Origin of the sequence: Reyranella sp., assembly GCF_036558665.1 — a bacterium.
Lineage (GTDB): Bacteria > Pseudomonadota > Alphaproteobacteria > Reyranellales > Reyranellaceae > Reyranella.
Genome location: NZ_DATBFE010000067.1, coordinates 54,664 through 72,347, shown reverse-complemented (window position 1 = coordinate 72,347; position 17,684 = coordinate 54,664). Strand labels below are relative to the sequence as shown.

The window sequence follows — 17,684 nt, the reverse complement described above, 5'->3', positions numbered from 1 at the left end:
ACTCGATCAGGGCGACGATCGGGCGCCCAGCAGGTGGCCGAGCCAGCTCACGAGCTTCAGTTCGATCGCGGGCGCCAGGGGGCCGGCGAAGCCCGGATCGTCCGGCCCCGTCACCGGCTTCAGATTGTGACTCACCATCGGCGCAATCAGCGCCTCTCCGGGCGCATCCCGCCTGGCGAGCACATCGAGCAGCGGCTGTACGTCATGGAGCGGCACGACCTGGATGTCGGCGCCGCCCTGCAGCAGCAGGCAGGGAATGTCAGTGGGGGCGAGCGTGGTGGCCGGATCGAAGGCGAATGCCGATTGCAGGAAGCCGCCGGCATAGGCCGGAAAGATCGCGCGGAACGCCGGCGGCCCGTCGGAAGGGACCCGACCGGTTGCGCGAATTGCCGCCATGATGCGCTCGGCCTGGGCGCTCAGCGCCGGCATATTGCGCGCGATCTGCTCACGCACGATATCGCCGAGCGGCCGTCCCGGCGTCGACGCCAACACCAGGCCGTAGGGCCGCCGCTTGCCCATCGCCGCCGATGCCGCGATCGCCAGCAGGCCGCCTTCGCTGTGACCAAGCAAAGCCGTCGCATAAGGCTTGATCTCGTCGTGTCGCACGAGCTCGGCATGCGCCTCCTGCACATCGCCCACCAGGCCGCCCCAGGTGAAGTAGCTTTCCTGGCGGTCGAGGGAATGCCGTTGCTGGATCGCCGAGCCGCCGATCCCGCGCTTGTCGTAGCGCAGGCTCGCGATGCCCGCGTGGCCGAGGGCCTGGGCGATCTCCTTCAGAAGGTCGACGCGCACGGGAATGAGGGGATTGTTGCCGTCGCGGTCGGTCGGTCCGCTGCCCGCGACCAGCACAACGCCCGGAACGCGCTGGATCTCGCTGAGCAGAGGCAGGGCCAGCGTTCCCTCGAGCGTCACATCGCCGGTGCCGGCAAAGCGCACCTGCCGCTCCTCGATGCCGCGCGGATAATACTGGGCGCGTGCCGCCGTCGCGGCCAGCGCAGCCGCGCCCGCCAACAAGGCGCGCCGGGCCATCATGCCTTGGCGTCGGCTCGCGGAAGCGTGGTCATGTCGTGCGGCATCGCCTTGCCGCCAAAGATGTGGACATGAAAATGGAAGATCGACTGGCCGCTGTCGCGACCGTGGTTGGCAACGAGGCGATAACCTGCGGGATCGAGGCCCAGCTCATGTGCGACCCTGCCGACGGCGCGCCAGAAACCGACGATCAGCTCGGGCGGTGCCGATGCGGCGAAGTCGGCATTCGAGACATAGTCACCCTTCGGCACCACCAGCACGTGGATCGGCGCGAGCGGCCGGATGTCGTGAAAGGCGAGGGCGAACTCGTCCTCATAGACCTTCCTGCACGGCTGCTCGCCGCGCAGGATGCGGGCGAAGACATTCTTGCGGTCGTAACTCGGCATGCTGGACTCCGGACGCGTCGCATGAGGCGCGGCAGGATCGTTCGGCGCGATCGGAATGACAACGTGGTCTTGTCGCGCCGTTCAGGCGGGCTTGCGCGACGCCTTCTCGGCAATGCCGGAAATCCCCTCGCGGCGCGCCAGCTCCGACCACACGGCCTGGGGCTTGACGCCGGTCGCCGCCCACAAGGTCAGCAGGTGGTAGAGCATGTCGGCGCTTTCGCCCACCAGCTTCGACCGGTCGCCGCGAATGCCCTCGATCAGCGCCTCGACCGCTTCCTCGCCGAGCTTCTTGGCGATCTGCTGTCGACCGCGGCTGAACAGCCGGGCGGTGTACGAAGTATCCGGATCGGCGCCCTTGCGGCTGTCGATCACGACATAGAGTCGGTCCAGCACGTGCTCGGCGGCACCGCCATTCTCCTGGCGCTTCTTCAGCGCCTTCCTCTTTGCTTTCTTCTTCTTGGCCATCGAAGGGGAAACTCTCGGCGCCTCTTGAACGGACGCCCGCGCAAATGTACTTCAAATTCACGCGGTGCGCGAGATTTGTCGTATCGGAACGCCGGCGCGCGCCAGATGTTCCTTCGCCTGGGCGATGGTGAACTCGCCGAAATGGAAGATGGATGCCGCGAGCACTGCCGATGCCTTGCCCTCGGTCACGCCTTCGACGAGGTGATCGAGCGTGCCCACGCCACCCGATGCGACGACCGGCACCGGCACTGCATCTGAAACTGCACGCGTGAGCTCGAGATCGAAGCCTGCCCTGGTGCCGTCGCGGTCCATCGAGGTGAGCAGGATCTCGCCCGCGCCGTGATCGGTCATGCGCCTCGCCCATTCGACGGCGTCGAGTCCGGTGCCCTGGCGCCCGCCATGGGTGAAGACTTCCCACCTCGCGGGGCTGCTGCGGCGGGCATCGACCGCGACCACGATGCATTGATCGCCGTACTTCTCGGCTGCCTCGCGCACGAAATCGGGCCGGGCCACCGCTGCGGAATTGATCGAGACTTTGTCGGCGCCGGCGAGCAGGAGCTTGCGGATGTCGTCGATCGTGCGCACCCCGCCGCCGACGGTGAGCGGCATGAAGCATTGCTCGGCGGTGCGGGCCACGACATCGAGGATGGTGTCCCGGTTCTCGTGGCTTGCCGTGATGTCGAGGAAGGTGAGTTCGTCGGCGCCGGCCGCGTCATAGACCCGCGCCTGCTCCACGGGGTCACCGGCATCGCGCAAGTCGACGAACTGCACGCCCTTGACGACGCGCCCGTCCTTCACATCGAGGCAGGGAATGATGCGCACCTTGAGCATGGTCGCGTCATTCTTCCCGCAAGACGCGGATGGCATCCGGCACCGTTACCCGTCCATCGTAGAGAGCCCGGCCGACAATGGCGCCGACGATGCCGTGCTCCTCGGCCGGCCGCAGCTCGCGCAGATCATCGAGCGAACTCACGCCGCCCGAGGCGATCACCGGCGTGGTGAGATGCTGCGCCAGCGTGATGGTGGCGTCGACATTGACGCCCCCCATGGCGCCGTCGCGGTCGATGTCCGTGTAGATGATGGCCGCGACTCCGGCATCTTCGAAGCGCAGCGCCAGATCGAGCGCGCGCACCGTGCTCTGCCTGGTCCACCCGTCCACCGCGACAATGCCGTCGCGCGCGTCGATTCCGACCGCGACCTGGCCCGGCCACTGCTTGCAGGCGGCCTTGACGAGGCCGGGCTCCTTGACCGCGACGGTGCCCAGGATGACCCGCTTCACCCCGGCATCGATCCATTGCGCGATGCTTTCGACGGTGCGGATGCCGCCGCCGAGCTGCGTCGGTACCTCGATTGCCTTCAGAATTTCGACGACTGCAGCGCGATTGACCGGATGGCCTTCGACGGCGCCGTTGAGATCGACCAGATGCAGCCACTCGCAGCCGGCGGCGGCAAAGGCGCGCGCCTGCGCTGCCGGACTGTCGTTGAACACCGTCGCGCGAGCCATGTCGCCGCGCAGCAGGCGTACACACTTGCCGTCCTTGAGGTCGATAGCGGGGAAGAGAATCATGGCGGCGCGGATTTAGCGCGTTGCCGAAGGGCTGTCATCCCGCGCTCGCACCGACGGTGGCGAGCGGCCATGGCGGTCGCTAAGCTCCAGGCCCAAACCGAGGACTGATCCATGAGCCATTGCACGCCCGATCTCTTGGCCGGCCAGCAGGCCGAGCTGACCGCCATCCGCCGCGATATCCATCGCCATCCGGAAACGGCTTTCGAGGAAGAGCGGACATCGCAGATCGTGGCGGAGAAATTGCAATCATGGGGGATCGAGGTCCATCGGGGACTCGCCACTACCGGCGTCGTCGGCACGCTGAAGGGCAAGCGGCCCGGCCAGAAGGCGATCGGGCTGCGCGCCGACATGGATGCCCTTCATCTGCAGGAGAAGAACGAGTTCGAGTACGCCTCGTCGATCCCCAACAAGATGCATGCCTGCGGCCATGACGGGCATACGACCATGCTCCTGGGCGCCGCCAGGCATCTCGCCGCCGCCCCCGATTTCGCCGGCACGGTGCATTTCATCTTCCAGCCCGCCGAGGAAGGGCTGGGCGGCGCGCGGGTGATGATCGAGGAGGGGCTGTTCGAGAGGTTCAACTGCGACACCGTCTACGGCATGCACAACATGCCGGGATTTCCGCGCGGACATTTCGCCATCCGTTCCGGCCCCATGCTGGCGGCCAGCGACAGCTGGGAAGTGACGTTCAAAGGCACCGGCGGGCATGGCGCCATGCCCTATCGGGGCACCGATCCGACCTTCGTCGCCGGCCAGTTCATCGTCGCCTTGCAGGGCATCATCGGCCGCAACGTGCCGCCGACCCAGGCATCGGTGCTGAGCGTCGGGCATATCGCGGCCGGCACGGCGGGCTCACCCAACGTCATTCCGTCGGAGGTCCTGGTCCGCGGCACGGCGCGCAGCTTCACGCCCGAGGTGCGCGATCTCCTCGAGCGGCGGATGGGCGAGGTCGCGACCGGCATCGCCCAGGCGGGCGGCTGCGCGGCCGACTACAAGTATCTCCGCCGCTATCCGCCGCTCATCAACGCGGCCGAGCAGACCACGGTCGCGGTGGAGGCGGCGGCGCTCACTGTGGGCCGCGACAAGGTCGAGCCCAACACGCCGCCCGTCACCGGCGCCGAGGATTTCGCCTTCATGCTCGAGAAGAAGCCGGGCGCTTATATCATGATCGGCAATGGCGGCCCCGACGAGGGCGGCTGCCACAACGTGCATTCGCCGCTCTACGACTTCAGTGACGCGATCCTGACGACGGGCGCAGCCTATTGGGTCAACCTCGTGCGGCTCGAGCTTGGCGATGCATAGCTCATTGACCGCGGACCGGCGGCTTGCGCTTCAAGAGAGCTATTTTGCAGGCGTCACGAATTGCGCCAAGGTGGCCTGGTCGGCGCGCGCGGCGTAGGCGAGGCCCTTGCGCATCGCCCACACCGACATCTCGAACTGGAGCGGCAGGAGGCCGTAGTCGTTGATCACGAGCCTGCTTGCCTCCTCCAGCAATGCCTCGCGCTTCCTGTCGTCGACCGTGCGCATCGCCTCGTCGAGCTTGGCGTCCAGCGTCGGGTTGGTGTAGCGGCCGCGGTTGTTGCCGCCCATGCCTTTCTCGCGGCTGGGCGTGGCGACGAGCGCCCGCAAGGGGTTGGACATTTCGCCCGTTTCGGCGTTCCAGCCGGCGAGATAGGCGCTGTACTTGAATTCGTCGCGATTCTTGACGAACGCGGTGGGTTCGCTGGCTTCCACCTCGGTCTTGACGCCGACCCGGCTCCATGAAGCCGCCACCGCCTGGGCGATCTGCATGTCATTGGCGTAGCGGCCGTTCGGCGTGCCCAGCGTGATGGAGAAGCCTTTGGGATAACCGGCTTCGGCCAGCAACCGTCGCGCGGCCGCGGGATCGTACCTTTCCGGCTGTGCGTCCTTGCGCGTGCCGAAGGCGGGCCGGGGCAGGAAGTCGCCGGCGGGCTGGGCCGCACCCTCCATCACCTTGTCGGTGATCGCCTTTCGATCGATGGCCTCGCTCAGCGCCTGGCGTACGCGCCGGTCTTTCAGCGGATTCTTGCCGTTGGTGTCGGGAATGCCAGGCGTAGGTTCGGCGAACTGGTCGAGCGCGATATAGATGAGGCGGCTCGAAGGCACTTGCGCCAACACGATCTTCGGGTCCTTCCGAAGCTTCGACAGGTCGGCGATCGGCGGGTCCTCGATAAGGTCGACATCGCCCGCCGTCAGGGCGGCAACGCGCGCTGCGGCATTGGCCAGCGGCCTGAACGTCACCCTGCTCCACGCCGGCTTGGGGCCCCAATATTCGTCGTTACGCGACAGCACCAGCTCCGCACCGCGTTTCCATTCCACGAACCTGAACGGGCCGGTACCGGCGAGACCCGCGCCCCGATCGAGTTCGGCCGTCGTCTTGCCTTCCGGCGCGCCGCCGGCCACCGCGATATGCGACAGGATCGGCAGACCCGCAAGGTCGAGGGGCAGCAGCGGGGCGGGGGCTGCTGTGGTGATGCGCAGCGTCAGCGGATCGACGATCTCGATCCTGGTCATCTGGCGGGTCAGGATCGTGAAAGGCGAAGGGCTGTTCGGCACCTTGGCCGCGCGCTCGCAGGTGAAGACCACATCCTCCGCCGTGAAGGGCGAGCCGTCATGGAACTTCACGTTGGGGCGCAGCTTGAATTCCCAGACCGTGTCACCGACCGGCTTCCAGGAAACGGCGAGGCCGGGAACCGGCAGCAATTTCTCGTCGCGCGCAACCAGGGTATCGAAGAGATGCAGCGCAATCTGGTTGTTGGCGGCAATGTTCTGATACTGCGGATCGAGCGACGTCGGTTCGCTCTTGAGCCCGATCGTCAATTCCTGTGCCGCCGCCGGGAGCGCGACCGACAGCATCGCAGCCATCAATAGGCCTGCCGTGCGGAGAAGAGACATTCAGCCGAGCTCCGTGGGTGGGCGAACCGTCGCGGCGGAACCCGCGGGTTGGCAAGGCGGCAGGACGACCATCGATCCGCTTCTGGAATAAAAAGGGAACGGTGGCAACGGACCGATAAACGCATATCGGCGGCGCGTGCCTCAGCGTGGTCTTTGCCGATGCTCTGCCCTAGGGTGGCGGCCGCGCAACGCATGCCATCGGTCGTTGGGGGTATCCATGAACGGAGCGGAGAGTCTGGTTCGGACCTTGGTCAAAGGCGGCGTCGAGGTCTGCTTCGCCAACCCCGGCACCTCGGAGATGCATTTCGTCGGCGCGCTCGATCGTGTCGAGGGCATGCGCTGCGTGCTCGGCCTGTTCGAAGGCGTGTGCAGCGGCGCCGCCGACGGCTACTACCGCATGGCCGACAAGCCCGCCTCGACCCTGCTGCATCTCGGGCCTGGTCTCGCCAATGCCGCCGCCAATCTGCACAATGCCAAGAAGGCGGGGTCGGGCATCGTCAATATCGTGGGCGAGCACGCACTTTATCATATCAAGTACGACACGCCGCTGACCGCCGACATCGAAGGCATCGCGCGCCCCTTCTCGCATTGGGTGAAGACCTCGCCCACGGCGAAGACGGTGGCGGCCGACGGTGCTGCAGCGATCGAGGCCTCGCGCGTGGCGCCGGGTCAGATCGCCACGCTCATCCTGCCGGCCGATACGGCCTGGACCGAGGCCGACGGCGTTGCCGAGACGGCCGATACGCCGCCGCCGCAGAAACCTGCGAACGACGCGGTCGTGGCGGCGGCCAAGGCGCTCAAGAACGCGCAGTCGGCAATGCTGTTCCTCGGCGGCCGGGCGCTGCGCGCCAAGGGGCTGGAGCTCGCCGGCAAGATCGCGGCGAAGACCGGTTGCAAGGTGCAGGCGGCGGGGGGCACGGCGCGCATCGAGCGCGGGGCCGGCCGAGTTCCGGTGCTCCGGCTGCATTTCGTGGTCGAGACTGCGCTCGAGATGCTGAAGGGCACACGACACATGGTGCTGTGCGGCGCCAAGCCGCCGGCGGCCTTCTTCGCCTACCCCGGCAAGCCCTCCGTGCTGGTCCCAGAGGGCTGCGAGGTCACGACTCTTTGTCCTGTGGAGGGTGATCCGATCGGCGCGCTGGAAGCGCTGGCTGCCGAACTCGGCGCGCTTAACGAGAAGCCGGCCAATCTCGCGCAGTCGAAGCGGCCTGATCGTCCGACCGGTAAGTTCACGGCGGAAGGACTCGGTGCTGCGCTCGGCGCCACGCTGCCCGAGGGCGCGATCGTGGTCGACGAGTCGGTGACGACGGGTCGCGGCTTCTTTCCGTACAGCGCCGGAGCGCCGCCGCACGACTGGCTCAACAACATGGGCGGATCGATCGGCTTCGGCGGTCCCGTCGCCGTGGGAGCGGCGGTGGCCTGCCCCGATCGCAAGGTGATCGCCATGATCGGCGACGGCAGCGCCATGTACACGATCCAGTCGCTGTGGACCATGGCGCGCGAGAGTCTCGATGTCTGCGTGATGATCTTCTCAAACCGCTCGTACAAGATCCTCTACAGCCAGCTCGCCGATGTCGGGGCCGCCAACCCGGGACCGCGCGCCATCGACATGCTGACGCTGGACCGGCCCACGCTCGACTTCACCCTGATGGCCAGGAGCATGGGCGTGCCTGCGGCCAGGGCGCTCGATCTCGAGGAACTTACCAAGCAGCTCACCTACGCCATGTCGCAGAAGGGTCCCTACCTGATCGACGTGGTGATGTAGGGCGGCCTTATCGGAAAGCGCCATGGAGGAAGCCCGCCGGCGCACGCTGCACGGTCGTCGTTCGGGCAAGAAGCTGCGGGCCGGACAGCAATCGTTGCTCGACGCGGCGCTGCCCCGCCTCGCTGTCGCTCTGCCTGCGGAAGCCGTCGTCGACGCGGAAGGCGACGTTGCCGAAAGCGTGGTCAAGATCGATCTCGCCCGCCTGTTCGGCGCTCTGCCGCCAGGCGGCGTCTGGCTCGAAATCGGCTTCGGCGCCGGCGAGCATCTCGTGTGGCAGGCCGAACATCATCCCGATGTCGGGCTGATCGGCTGCGAGCCCTATATCAACGGCATCGCCAAATGCCTGGCGCATATCGAGCGTACGGGGATCTCCAACGTGCGGATCTTCAGCGACGACGCACGCCTGTTGATGGCGGCCTTGCCGCCGCGGTCGCTGTCGCGCGTCTTCGTGCTCTTTCCCGATCCCTGGCCCAAGACGCGTCACCACAAGCGGCGCTTCGTGGCGCGCCGCAATCTCGATGTCCTGGCGCGCCTGATGCGCCCGGGGTCCGAGCTGCGGCTCGCTACCGACGATCCGAGCTACCTGCCGTGGATGGTCGAGCACGCCTGCACGCATCCGGCGTTCGAATGGCTGGCAGAGCGTGCCGTCGACTGGCGCACTCGGCCCGGGGATTGGCCGCCCACGCGTTACGAACAGAAGATGCTTGCCGGTCACAAGCCGGCATTTCTGCGCCTCAAGCGTCGGCCGGAAGGTCGATAGGCCGCGGACCGGGCCGGACGAGGACCAGGATCGCAGCCGCGATTTGCAGGACGAGGCAGGCCGTCAGCGATGTCCGGTAACTGCCCGAGAGGTCGTGCAGCAGCCCGATGAGCGAGGGTCCCACGGCGGCGACGAGCTGGGTGATGGCGACGTTGAAGCTGACCGCCCGAGCAAAATCGCGGCGCGGGAATTCCTGCTGCACGATCAGGCCCGGCAGCGTGATGAGATTGCCGACGCCGAAGCCGAACAGCAGGCAGCCGACGTACAAGCCGGCCACCGACGACGTCGACAACAGCACGATCATGGAAGCAGCCTGCACGGCCAGCACCACGCTGGAGCAGCCCCGGCGATCGACTCTGTCGACGATCAGCCCGACGACGACCCGTCCCGCCAGGGCCGACAGTGCTGTCAGGCTGACGGCCCAGCCGGCCCCTTTCAGGCCCAGCGTCGGTTCGAGGAACGCCGCCTGATGGGCAATGAAGCTGATTTGCGCCAGCAGGCCGATCGAGAAGGCACCGACCATCGTGAGATAGCGTGGCTCGCCCAGGAGTTCCCGCCGGGTCTTCGCTTCACCGCCGGTAGTCGCTCTGGTTACGCCGTCGTCGCCGATATCGTGCTCGGTGGGACGCCGCGGCCGCAGAACGAGGCCGGCAAGCGGTCCGAGCGTCATCACCATCACCGCGATGGCGCCATAGCAGGCTCGAGCGAAACCCCAGCTGTCGATCGCCCATGCGAGAGCTGGCGCAAACAGGAGCCCGCCGCAGGTGGCACCACTCAGGGCAAGGCTGGCGGCCAGGCCGCGGCGACGGTCGAACCATTGCGCCACGATGGTGTTGATGGAGCCCCCGCCCATGGCGCCCCAGCCGGGAATCATCAGCAGGAAAGCGAGGTAGAGATGCCACGCCTCGCGGGCGACGGCCAGAGTTGCAACCCCGGCCCCCATCAGGGCCATGCCGGTCAGGACGATAGGGCGTGCGCCCGCCCGCTGGATGGCATCCCCCACCTGCATCACGACGAAGGCGCCGAGGACGTAGTAGAAGGTGATGCCGGTCGAGATCATGGCCGGTGTCCAGCCCAGCTTCTGGTGAAGAGCTACCAGATATAGGCTGAGACCATAGAAGCCGAACCCCCATCCATAGAGGGCGACCACAAAGGCACAGAAGACAACCCACCAACCGTGATACCGACGCGACATATCCAACCGCTCGCTAGTTGTTCTTTCGACGATCGGTCAATCCTTCCACGGTTGTGCCCAGGTCGCTGGCGACTTTCGGGCATCATCAACAGGGGCAAGAAGGGCGGCCAAACGGCATTGCAGCATAGGAAAAGCTTGCCAGTTGGCCGGGCTGCGCCTATACCCCCGCCATCCTCATCGGGTTCGCGGGACGGACCAAAGAAAAAAGAGTGGGCCAACAGCCCGCTCTTTTCATTTATGGCCCGGCCCGCCGCCCAACCGTCGAGAAGCATCTGCCGCGTGACCGAGCTGCTGCATCGCATAGAAGACATCGTCGCTCCGACCATCGTCGGCATGGGCTACGAGCTCGTGCGCATCGCCATGGGGCGCGGCGGCACGCTGCAGATCATGGTCGAGCCGTCCGACGGGCGGTCGATGGACGTCGAGGCTTGCGCGACGCTGTCGCGAGCCCTGTCCGCGCTGCTCGATGTCGAGGACCCGATTTCCGGCTCCTATATGCTTGAGGTGAGCTCTCCCGGCATCGATCGGCCGCTCACCCGGGAAAAGGACTATGTTCGTTGGACCGGGCACGTGGCGCGGGTCGAAACCGCGCAGCCGATCGATGGCCGCCGCCGCTTCAAGGGCACGCTGCTGGGACTCGAGAACGGTACCGTGAAACTCAAGCTCGATGACGGCAATGAAGCCCGTTTGCCGCTTGCGTCCGTCAGCAGGGCGAAGCTCGAGTTGACTGACGCGCTGCTCGACGAACACCGCCGCGCGCATGAAGGCGGCGCGGGGAATCCGACTCACTGAACGGTTTAGGGAACGAGAGGAAGACACACATGGCAACGACCGCCGATATCCCTCGCCTGGAGATGCTGCAGGTGGCCGACATGGTCGCCCGCGAGAAAGGTATCGAGCGCGAGGAAGTGCTCGAGGCGATGGAGCAGGCCATCCAGAAGGCGGGCCGTGCCAAGTACGGCCTGGAGCACGACATCCGCGCCGAGATCGACCGCAAGACCGGCGAGATCAAGCTCCTGCGCTACATGCAGGTCGCCGATCCGGTCGAGAACGAGAACGTCCAGGTTTCGGTCGCCGAGGCGCAGCGTCGCAATCCCGAGGCGCAGATCGGCGACTTCCTCACCGACGAGTTGCCGCCGATCGATTTCGGTCGCGTCGCCGCCCAGACCGCCAAGCAGGTGATCACGCAGCGCATGCGCGAGAGCGAGCGCAAGCGTCAGTACGAGGAGTTCAAGGACCGCGTCGGCGAGATCGTGTCCGGGGTCGTCAAGCGCGTCGACTACGGCAATATCACTGTCGACCTGCAGCGCGCCGAAGGCGTGATCCGCCGCGACGAGTCGATCCCGCGCGAATCGCTGCGCGTCAACGACCGCGTGCGTGCGTACATTTTCGACGTGCGCGAGGAGCCGCGCGGCCCGCAGATCTTCCTGTCGCGCAGCCATCCGCAGTTCATGGCCAAGCTCTTCACCCAGGAAGTGCCGGAAATCTACGACGCCATCATCGAGATCAAGGCGGTCGCGCGCGATCCCGGCAGCCGCGCCAAGATCGCCGTGCTGAGTCACGACAGCTCGATCGATCCGATCGGGGCCTGCGTCGGCATGCGAGGCAGCCGGGTGCAGGCCGTCGTGCAGGAGCTGCAGGGCGAGAAGGTCGACATCATTCCGTGGTCGCCCGAGCACGCCAACTTCATTGTCAATGCGCTTGCCCCGGCGGAAGTCAGCAAGGTGCTGATGGACGAAGAGAAGAACAAGGCCGAGGTCGTGGTGCCGGACGATCAGTTGAGTCTTGCCATCGGCCGGCGCGGCCAGAACGTCAAGCTCGCCTCCCAGCTCACCGGGTGGGAGATCGACATCATGACGGAGGCGGAGGAAAGTGAACGCCGTCAGAAGGAGACGCGCGAGCGCACCGAGCTGTTCAAGGCAGCCCTTGATGTCGACGACGTCATTGCCCATCTCCTCGTCGCCGAAGGCTACGCCACGGTCGAAGACGTATCCGACGCTGCCGTCGAGGATCTGACGGGCGTTGAGGGCTTCGACGAGGAGATCGCCACCGAACTGCAGCGGCGCGCACGGGAGTATATCGAGAAGCGCGACGCCGAGCTCGCAGGACGCCTCGAGGAGCTGGGCATGGCCGAGGACGTGCGCTCCACCGAGGGCCTCACCCTGCCGATGCTGGTCGCACTCGGCGAAAAAGGCGTGAAGACGCTGGACGACCTTGCCGATCTCGCCTCCGACGAGCTGCGTGAGATCGTCGGCGAGAGCGCCATGGATACCGACAGCGCCAACGCCATCATCATGAAGGCGCGCGAACACTGGTTCCCGGCCGAGGAAGCGGCCGGCGAAGCCGCCAAAGCCTAGGAGGAGGACCGATCGCTTGAGCCCGGTGCTCGCAATGACCCGCTTCGACGAGAAGAGAGCCGCCGCGTCTTCCTTCGCAGGACCGGTGCGCACCTGCATCGTGACCGGCGTGGAGAAGAGTCCGGACCGGATGATCCGCTTCGTCGTCGGGCCGGACGGCGAGGTCGTGCCGGATCTGGCGCGCCGCCTGCCAGGGCGCGGGCTGTGGGTGACCGCCGAGCGCTCGGCCGTCGAACAGGCCGTCGCGCGCAGGCTCTTCTCCAAAGCCGCACGGCGCCCCGCAAAGGCGTCGGCCGATCTCGCCGACCGGGTCGAACGGCTGTTGCTGGAGCGTGTCTGCGAGGATCTCGGCCGGGCGCGCCGCGCCGGCCATGCGACCGCTGGCTTCGTGCGGGTCGAACAGATGATCGGCCGTGGCCAGGTCGGCCTGCTGGTCGTGGCCGAGGGGGCCGAGGGTGACGGGCTCGCCAAACTACAGGCGAGCGGGCTTCCGATCGAGCGCCTGGGCGACGCGCCGACCTTAGGGCGTGTCTTCGGGCGCGAGCAGGCGATCTACCTGGCGGTGGCCCGCGACGATCGGTCGGGGCAGTTCATTCAACGGATCGCAGGGGGTGCGGCGCGGTGGCGCCGCTATCGCCTGAACAGCACCGGTTGACGGGCCGGAGCGGAGCAAGGACAACAAGCGATATGACGGAACAGAAAGAAACCAACAAGCCGACCAAGCCGCTCACCCTTTCGACGACGACGGCGCGCACGAGCGCGGCCGCGAGCAAGAGCGACGCCACGCAGGTTCGGCAGAAATTCTCCCATGGCCGGACCCGCGCCGTGACCGTCGAGGTCAAGAAGCCGGTGAAGCGGTCGCCCGGGACGAGTGCCACCGCATCGGCTGCTCCTGCGGCCCCGGCCGCGGCGGCGCCGGCGGCGACCGGCGGGCGGACCCTGAAGCTCGGCGCCGGCGCTGCCACGCAGCGTCCCGCGCAGACGCGACCCGACGGTGGCCGTGGCATCGTTCTGCGCACGCTGACCGAGGAAGAGAAGGAGGCGCGTGCCCGAGCTCTTGTCGACGCCAATCGCGACGCCGAAGTCGCCCGCCAGCGCGCCGCCGAAGATGCCGTGCGCCGCGCGGCCGAGGAGAAGGCGCGCCGGGCTGCCGAGGAGGAGCACAAGAAGCGGCTTGCCGAGGAAGAGGCGCGGCGGAAGGCCGAAGAAGAGATGAAGCGCAAGGCCGACGTCCTGGTGCAGAAGCGCCTGGATCAGGCGGCGAGCGCGCCACAGACGCCGATGGCGCGTCAGGCCGAGGAGATCAAGACCGGGGCGCCGGCATCGACCAGTCCGGCACAACCGGTGCGCCGGCCGGCCGGAGCGCCCGGCGCCGGTCCCGGCGGCCCTGGTGCCTTGCGTCGTCCGCCGATGCGTCCCGCCGTCAACAAGCGGCTGCCGCAGCCGCCGGGCGCGCGTCGCGAGGCGCCCAAGCGCCGCTCCGACAAGATCGACGTCGGCCGGGCGGTCGAAGGCGAGAACGATTTCCGCAGCCGGTCGGTGGCGCAGCAGCGTCGCCGCCTGGAGCGCGAGCGTCGCCGCGAGCATGCCAACGACACGCCGCAACAGAAGGTCTATCGCGAGGTGACCATTCCCGAGACCATCACGGTCCAGGAGCTGGCCTCGCGTATGTCCGAGCGCGGTGCCGACGTCATCAAGACGCTGATGCGGATGGGCGTGATGGCGACCATCAACCAGGTGATCGATCCCGACACGGCCGAGCTGGTGGTGACCGAGATGGGCCACCGGCCCAAGCGGGTGGCCGAGGGCGATGTCGAGATCGGCCTGACCGACGCCGGCGACAGCGAGGGCGCGCAGGCGCCGCGGCCGCCGGTCGTCACCATCATGGGCCATGTCGATCACGGCAAGACCTCGCTGCTCGACGCGCTGCGCGCCACCGACGTGGCCGCGCACGAGGCAGGTGGCATCACCCAGCATATCGGCGCCTATCAGGTGACCCTGCCGTCCCGGCAGAAGATCACCTTTCTCGATACGCCCGGCCACGAAGCGTTCACCGCCATGCGCGCCCGCGGTGCCAAGGTAACGGACATCGTCGTGCTGGTCGTTGCCGGCGATGACGGCGTCATGCCGCAAACGAAGGAGGCGATCGCGCACGCCAAGGCGGCCAGCGTGCCGGTGATCGTCGCCATCAACAAGATGGACAAGCCGGGCGCCGACGCGAGTCGCGTGCGCACCGAACTCCTGCAGGACGAGATCCAGGTCGAGCAGCTCGGTGGTGACGTGCAATCGATCGAGGTATCGGCGACCAAGAAGATGAATCTCGACAAGCTCGAGGAGGCCATCCTCCTGCAGGCCGAGGTGCTCGAGCTCAGGGCCAATCCGGAGCGCCCGGCCGATGGCGTCGTGGTCGAGGCCAAGCTCGATCCGGGCCGCGGCTCGGTGGCGACCGTGCTGGTCCAGCGCGGCACGCTCAAGGTCGGCGACGTGCTGGTGGCCGGCGCCGTGTGGGGACGTGTGCGTCGCCTGGTCGATGATCGCGGCAATGCGGTGGAGAACGCAGGTCCGGCCTTCCCGGTCGAGATCCTGGGGCTCGACGGCACGCCGCAGGCGGGCGATGAGTTCCATGTCGTGGACAGCGAAGCGCGGGCGCGCGAGATCGCGGACTTCCGCGCGCGCCGTGAACGGCAGGCCCAACTTGCCCGCGCCGCCGGCGGCCGCGGCACCCTCGAGGAGATGCTGAAGGGCATACGCGAGGGCACGGCGAAGGAGTTGCCCGTGCTGATCAAGGCGGACGTGCAGGGCTCGGCGGAAGCGCTGGCCGGCGCGATCTCGCGCCTCAGCACCGAGAAGGTGGCGACGCGCGTGATCTTCAGCGGAGTCGGCGGCATCAGCGAGGCCGATCTCACCCTCGCCAAGGCCTCGGGCGCGCTGATCATCGGCTTCAACGTGCGTGCCAACCCGCAGGCCCGCGAAATCGCCAAGCGCGACAAGATCGACATCCGCTACTACAGCATCATCTACAAGGTCACGGAGGACATCCAGGCGCTGATGGTCGGCCTCCTCGAGCCGACCTACAAGGAGACCTTCATCGGCAACGCGCAGATCCGCGAGGTCTTCCGAATTACCAAGGTCGGCAACGTCGCCGGCTGCATGGTGACGGAAGGCATGGTCAGGCGCGGCGCCAAGGTCCGGCTGCTGCGCGACAACGTGGTGATCCACGAAGGCACGCTGAAGACGCTGCGGCGCTTCAAGGACGAGGTCCGCGAGGTCCAGCACGGCTTCGAGTGCGGTATGGCGTTCGAGAACTACGACGACATCAAGGTCGGCGACGTGATCGAGTGTTTCGACATCGAGGAAGTCCAGCCGACGCTTTAGGAGGTGGGGCGCGCGACTCCAGTCGCGCGTCTTTGTGTAGTGCGAGATCGCGCCGCTGGAGTGGCGCGCCCCCAGCAATGGTTGGGGGACGAGGATGGGGCCATGTCCCGGCGTCGTTCGTCCGAAAAAGACAATCGCGGCCACAGCCAGCGCCAGTTGCGTGTGGGCGAGGAGATCCGCCATCTGCTGGCCGAGCTGTTCGAGCGTGGCAACATGCGGGATCCGGTCCTGCGTGACGCCTCGGTCACGGTGACGGCTGTCGATGTCAGCCCCGATCTGCGTAACGCCACGGCCTTCGTGATGCCGCTGGGCGGTGTCGACGAGACGCGCTTGCTGGCGGCCATGCGGCGCGCGGCGCCCTGGTTCCGAGCCCGTGTCGGCGAGCGCGCCGGCCTGCGTTATGCGCCCGAGATCCGCTTCGAGCTCGACCGAACCTTCGACGAAGCGGACAAGATCGGGGCGCTGCTGCGCCGTCCCGATGTTGCGCGCGATATCGAAGAGGAATGAGCTCCCGGAAGAAGGGCGAGAAGATCGACGGCTGGGTCGTACTCGACAAGCCGGTCGGGCTGGGTTCGACGCAGGCAGTGGGGCGCGTGCGCCGGCTGTTCGGGGCATGGAAGGCAGGACACGGCGGCACGCTCGATCCGCTGGCCAGCGGCGTCCTGCCGATTGCCCTCGGCGAGGCGACCAAGACCGTGCCGTTTGTGATGAACGGGCGGAAGGAATATCGCTTTACGCTTCGCTTCGGCGAGGCGCGCTCCACCGAGGACGCCGAAGGCGAGGTGACGGCCAACAGCGCCACGCGTCCGACGGACGAAGCGATCCGCGCCGCTCTCGGTCGCTTCATCGGCGAAGTCGAGCAGACACCGCCAGCCTATTCCGCCGTCAAGATCGGCGGCAGGCGGGCCTATGACCTTGCCCGGTCCGGCGAAGCGGTCGCCCTCACGCCTCGCCGAGTGCGGATCGACCGTCTGGAGCTTCTGGCCCGTGCCGACGCCGACCACGCAGATTTCGTGGTCGGCTGCGGCAAGGGCACCTACATTCGGTCGTTGGGGCGAGATTTGGCACTGGCCCTGGGCACCGTCGGGCATCTCTCGGCGCTGCGTCGCACCGCCGCCGGACCATTCCGGGAGGCGGCGGCCATTTCGCTTTCCAAACTGGAGGGCCTCGGGCATATTCCGCCGCTTCTCGGGGCCTTGGCTCCCGTCGCGACCGCGCTGGACGACATCCCGGCGGTGGCCCTGACGGACGCCCAAGCGGACCGGCTGCGCCGAGGCCAGCCGGTGCTCTTGACCGGGAACGCACCGCCATCCGGCGCACTGGTTCGCGCCGAGTCTGGCAGCAGGCTGGTGGCGCTGGTCCGTTCGGACGGCGCGTCCCTCCAGCCGGTGCGGGTGTTCAACCTCTAGAGTCAGGAGATGACCGATGTCGATCACGGCCTCGCGCAAGGCGGAGCTGATCAAGTCCTATGCCCAGGGGGAAGGCGACACCGGATCGCCCGAAGTGCAAGTCGCCATCCTGAGCGAGCGCATCAGCAATCTTACCGAGCACTTCAAAGGTCACGCGAAGGATCACCATTCGCGCCGCGGCCTGCTGAAGCTCGTCGGCCAGCGGCGCCGTCTGCTCGACTACCTCAAGGCCAAGGACCACAAGCGCTACGACACATTGATCGAGCGCCTCGGCCTGCGCCGTTGATTGTCCGGCCCCGTCCGCGTGGCGGGGCCTTTTCGCGTCGCGTCGTCCGGTCCCCGTGAGTTCGGCCGGCTGACGCGACTTCGCAGTAACCGGGAAGGCAGGGGCGAGAGCAAAGGCCTGGTCCGGTCCTGCCGGCGCAAGGGCGCCGGTGGGCGGTCGCCGCCAAACGGGGGC

17 protein-coding genes are annotated in these 17,684 nt (G+C 67.3%); 10 read left to right on the top strand and 7 right to left on the bottom strand.

Features of this window, described 5'->3' with window-relative positions; translation table 11 throughout:
- Positions 1–6: 6 nt before the first annotated feature.
- The 5 genes from VH499_RS10530 to hisA all read right to left on the bottom strand — a co-directional run bounded on the left by VH499_RS10530 (position 7) and on the right by hisA (position 3,447).
- On the bottom strand, positions 7–1,029 hold the full coding sequence (locus VH499_RS10530; RefSeq protein ID WP_332052675.1) for an alpha/beta hydrolase family protein: 1,023 nt from the start codon (positions 1,027–1,029) through the stop codon (positions 7–9).
- On the bottom strand, positions 1,029–1,415 hold the full coding sequence (locus VH499_RS10525; RefSeq protein WP_332052674.1) for an HIT domain-containing protein: 387 nt from the start codon (positions 1,413–1,415) through the stop codon (positions 1,029–1,031). Before VH499_RS10525 ends, VH499_RS10530 begins: the two co-directional genes overlap by 1 nt.
- An 81-nt stretch (positions 1,416–1,496) precedes the next feature.
- Positions 1,497–1,880 carry a phosphoribosyl-ATP diphosphatase gene (locus tag VH499_RS10520; RefSeq protein WP_332052673.1) on the bottom strand — a complete coding sequence of 128 codons (384 nt, stop codon included), beginning with the start codon at positions 1,878–1,880 and terminating at the stop codon, positions 1,497–1,499.
- A gap of 57 nt (positions 1,881–1,937) precedes the next feature.
- On the bottom strand, positions 1,938–2,711 hold the full coding sequence (hisF, locus tag VH499_RS10515) for an imidazole glycerol phosphate synthase subunit HisF (protein ID WP_332052672.1): 774 nt from the start codon (positions 2,709–2,711) through the stop codon (positions 1,938–1,940).
- A gap of 7 nt (positions 2,712–2,718) precedes the next feature.
- Positions 2,719–3,447, bottom strand: coding sequence for a 1-(5-phosphoribosyl)-5-[(5-phosphoribosylamino)methylideneamino]imidazole-4-carboxamide isomerase (gene hisA, locus VH499_RS10510; protein ID WP_332052671.1), 729 nt, complete (start codon positions 3,445–3,447; stop codon positions 2,719–2,721).
- Positions 3,448–3,558: 111 nt separating this feature from the next.
- Between hisA and VH499_RS10505 the strand changes: the two genes are divergently transcribed.
- The gene (locus VH499_RS10505; protein WP_332052670.1) at positions 3,559–4,749 is read left to right on the top strand and encodes a M20 aminoacylase family protein; all 1,191 of its coding nucleotides are present in this window, start codon (positions 3,559–3,561) and stop codon (positions 4,747–4,749) included.
- 39 nt (positions 4,750–4,788) lie between these two features.
- On the opposite strand, the gene VH499_RS10500 is transcribed toward VH499_RS10505, so the two are convergent.
- Positions 4,789–6,363 carry an ABC transporter substrate-binding protein gene (locus tag VH499_RS10500; protein ID WP_332052669.1) on the bottom strand — a complete coding sequence of 525 codons (1,575 nt, stop codon included), beginning with the start codon at positions 6,361–6,363 and terminating at the stop codon, positions 4,789–4,791.
- Between the two features lie 217 nt (positions 6,364–6,580).
- Between VH499_RS10500 and VH499_RS10495 the strand changes: the two genes are divergently transcribed.
- Positions 6,581–8,128, top strand: a complete 1,548-nt coding sequence (locus VH499_RS10495) for an acetolactate synthase large subunit (protein WP_332052668.1) — start codon at positions 6,581–6,583, stop codon at positions 8,126–8,128.
- A 22-nt stretch (positions 8,129–8,150) separates the two neighbouring features.
- Entirely contained in the window at positions 8,151–8,888 is a 738-nt protein-coding gene (gene trmB / locus VH499_RS10490; protein WP_332052667.1) for a tRNA (guanosine(46)-N7)-methyltransferase TrmB, read from the top strand.
- On the opposite strand, the gene VH499_RS10485 is transcribed toward trmB, so the two are convergent.
- Complete coding sequence (locus VH499_RS10485; RefSeq protein ID WP_332052666.1) at positions 8,863–10,083, bottom strand: MFS transporter; 1,221 nt, start codon at positions 10,081–10,083, stop codon at positions 8,863–8,865. The two genes, trmB and VH499_RS10485, sit on opposite strands and share 26 nt — an antisense overlap.
- Before the next feature lie 237 nt (positions 10,084–10,320).
- Between VH499_RS10485 and rimP the strand changes: the two genes are divergently transcribed.
- The 7 genes from rimP to rpsO all read left to right on the top strand — a co-directional run bounded on the left by rimP (position 10,321) and on the right by rpsO (position 17,510).
- A complete protein-coding gene (gene rimP / locus VH499_RS10480) occupies positions 10,321–10,875 on the top strand; it encodes a ribosome maturation factor RimP (RefSeq protein WP_332052665.1) in 555 nt (184 codons plus the stop codon).
- 29 nt (positions 10,876–10,904) lie between these two features.
- Positions 10,905–12,440, top strand: a complete 1,536-nt coding sequence (nusA, locus tag VH499_RS10475) for a transcription termination factor NusA (RefSeq protein ID WP_332052664.1) — start codon at positions 10,905–10,907, stop codon at positions 12,438–12,440.
- Between the two features lie 34 nt (positions 12,441–12,474).
- Entirely contained in the window at positions 12,475–13,095 is a 621-nt protein-coding gene (locus VH499_RS10470; protein WP_332052663.1) for an RNA-binding protein, read from the top strand.
- A 32-nt stretch (positions 13,096–13,127) separates the two neighbouring features.
- Positions 13,128–15,815, top strand: a complete 2,688-nt coding sequence (infB, locus tag VH499_RS10465) for a translation initiation factor IF-2 (RefSeq protein ID WP_332052662.1) — start codon at positions 13,128–13,130, stop codon at positions 15,813–15,815.
- 102 nt (positions 15,816–15,917) lie between these two features.
- Positions 15,918–16,322 carry a 30S ribosome-binding factor RbfA gene (rbfA, locus tag VH499_RS10460; RefSeq protein ID WP_332052661.1) on the top strand — a complete coding sequence of 135 codons (405 nt, stop codon included), beginning with the start codon at positions 15,918–15,920 and terminating at the stop codon, positions 16,320–16,322.
- The gene (gene truB, locus VH499_RS10455) at positions 16,319–17,224 is read left to right on the top strand and encodes a tRNA pseudouridine(55) synthase TruB (protein WP_332052660.1); all 906 of its coding nucleotides are present in this window, start codon (positions 16,319–16,321) and stop codon (positions 17,222–17,224) included. Before rbfA ends, truB begins: the two co-directional genes overlap by 4 nt.
- Before the next feature lie 16 nt (positions 17,225–17,240).
- Positions 17,241–17,510, top strand: a complete 270-nt coding sequence (rpsO, locus tag VH499_RS10450; protein WP_332052659.1) for a 30S ribosomal protein S15 — start codon at positions 17,241–17,243, stop codon at positions 17,508–17,510.
- Positions 17,511–17,684 lie beyond the last annotated feature (174 nt).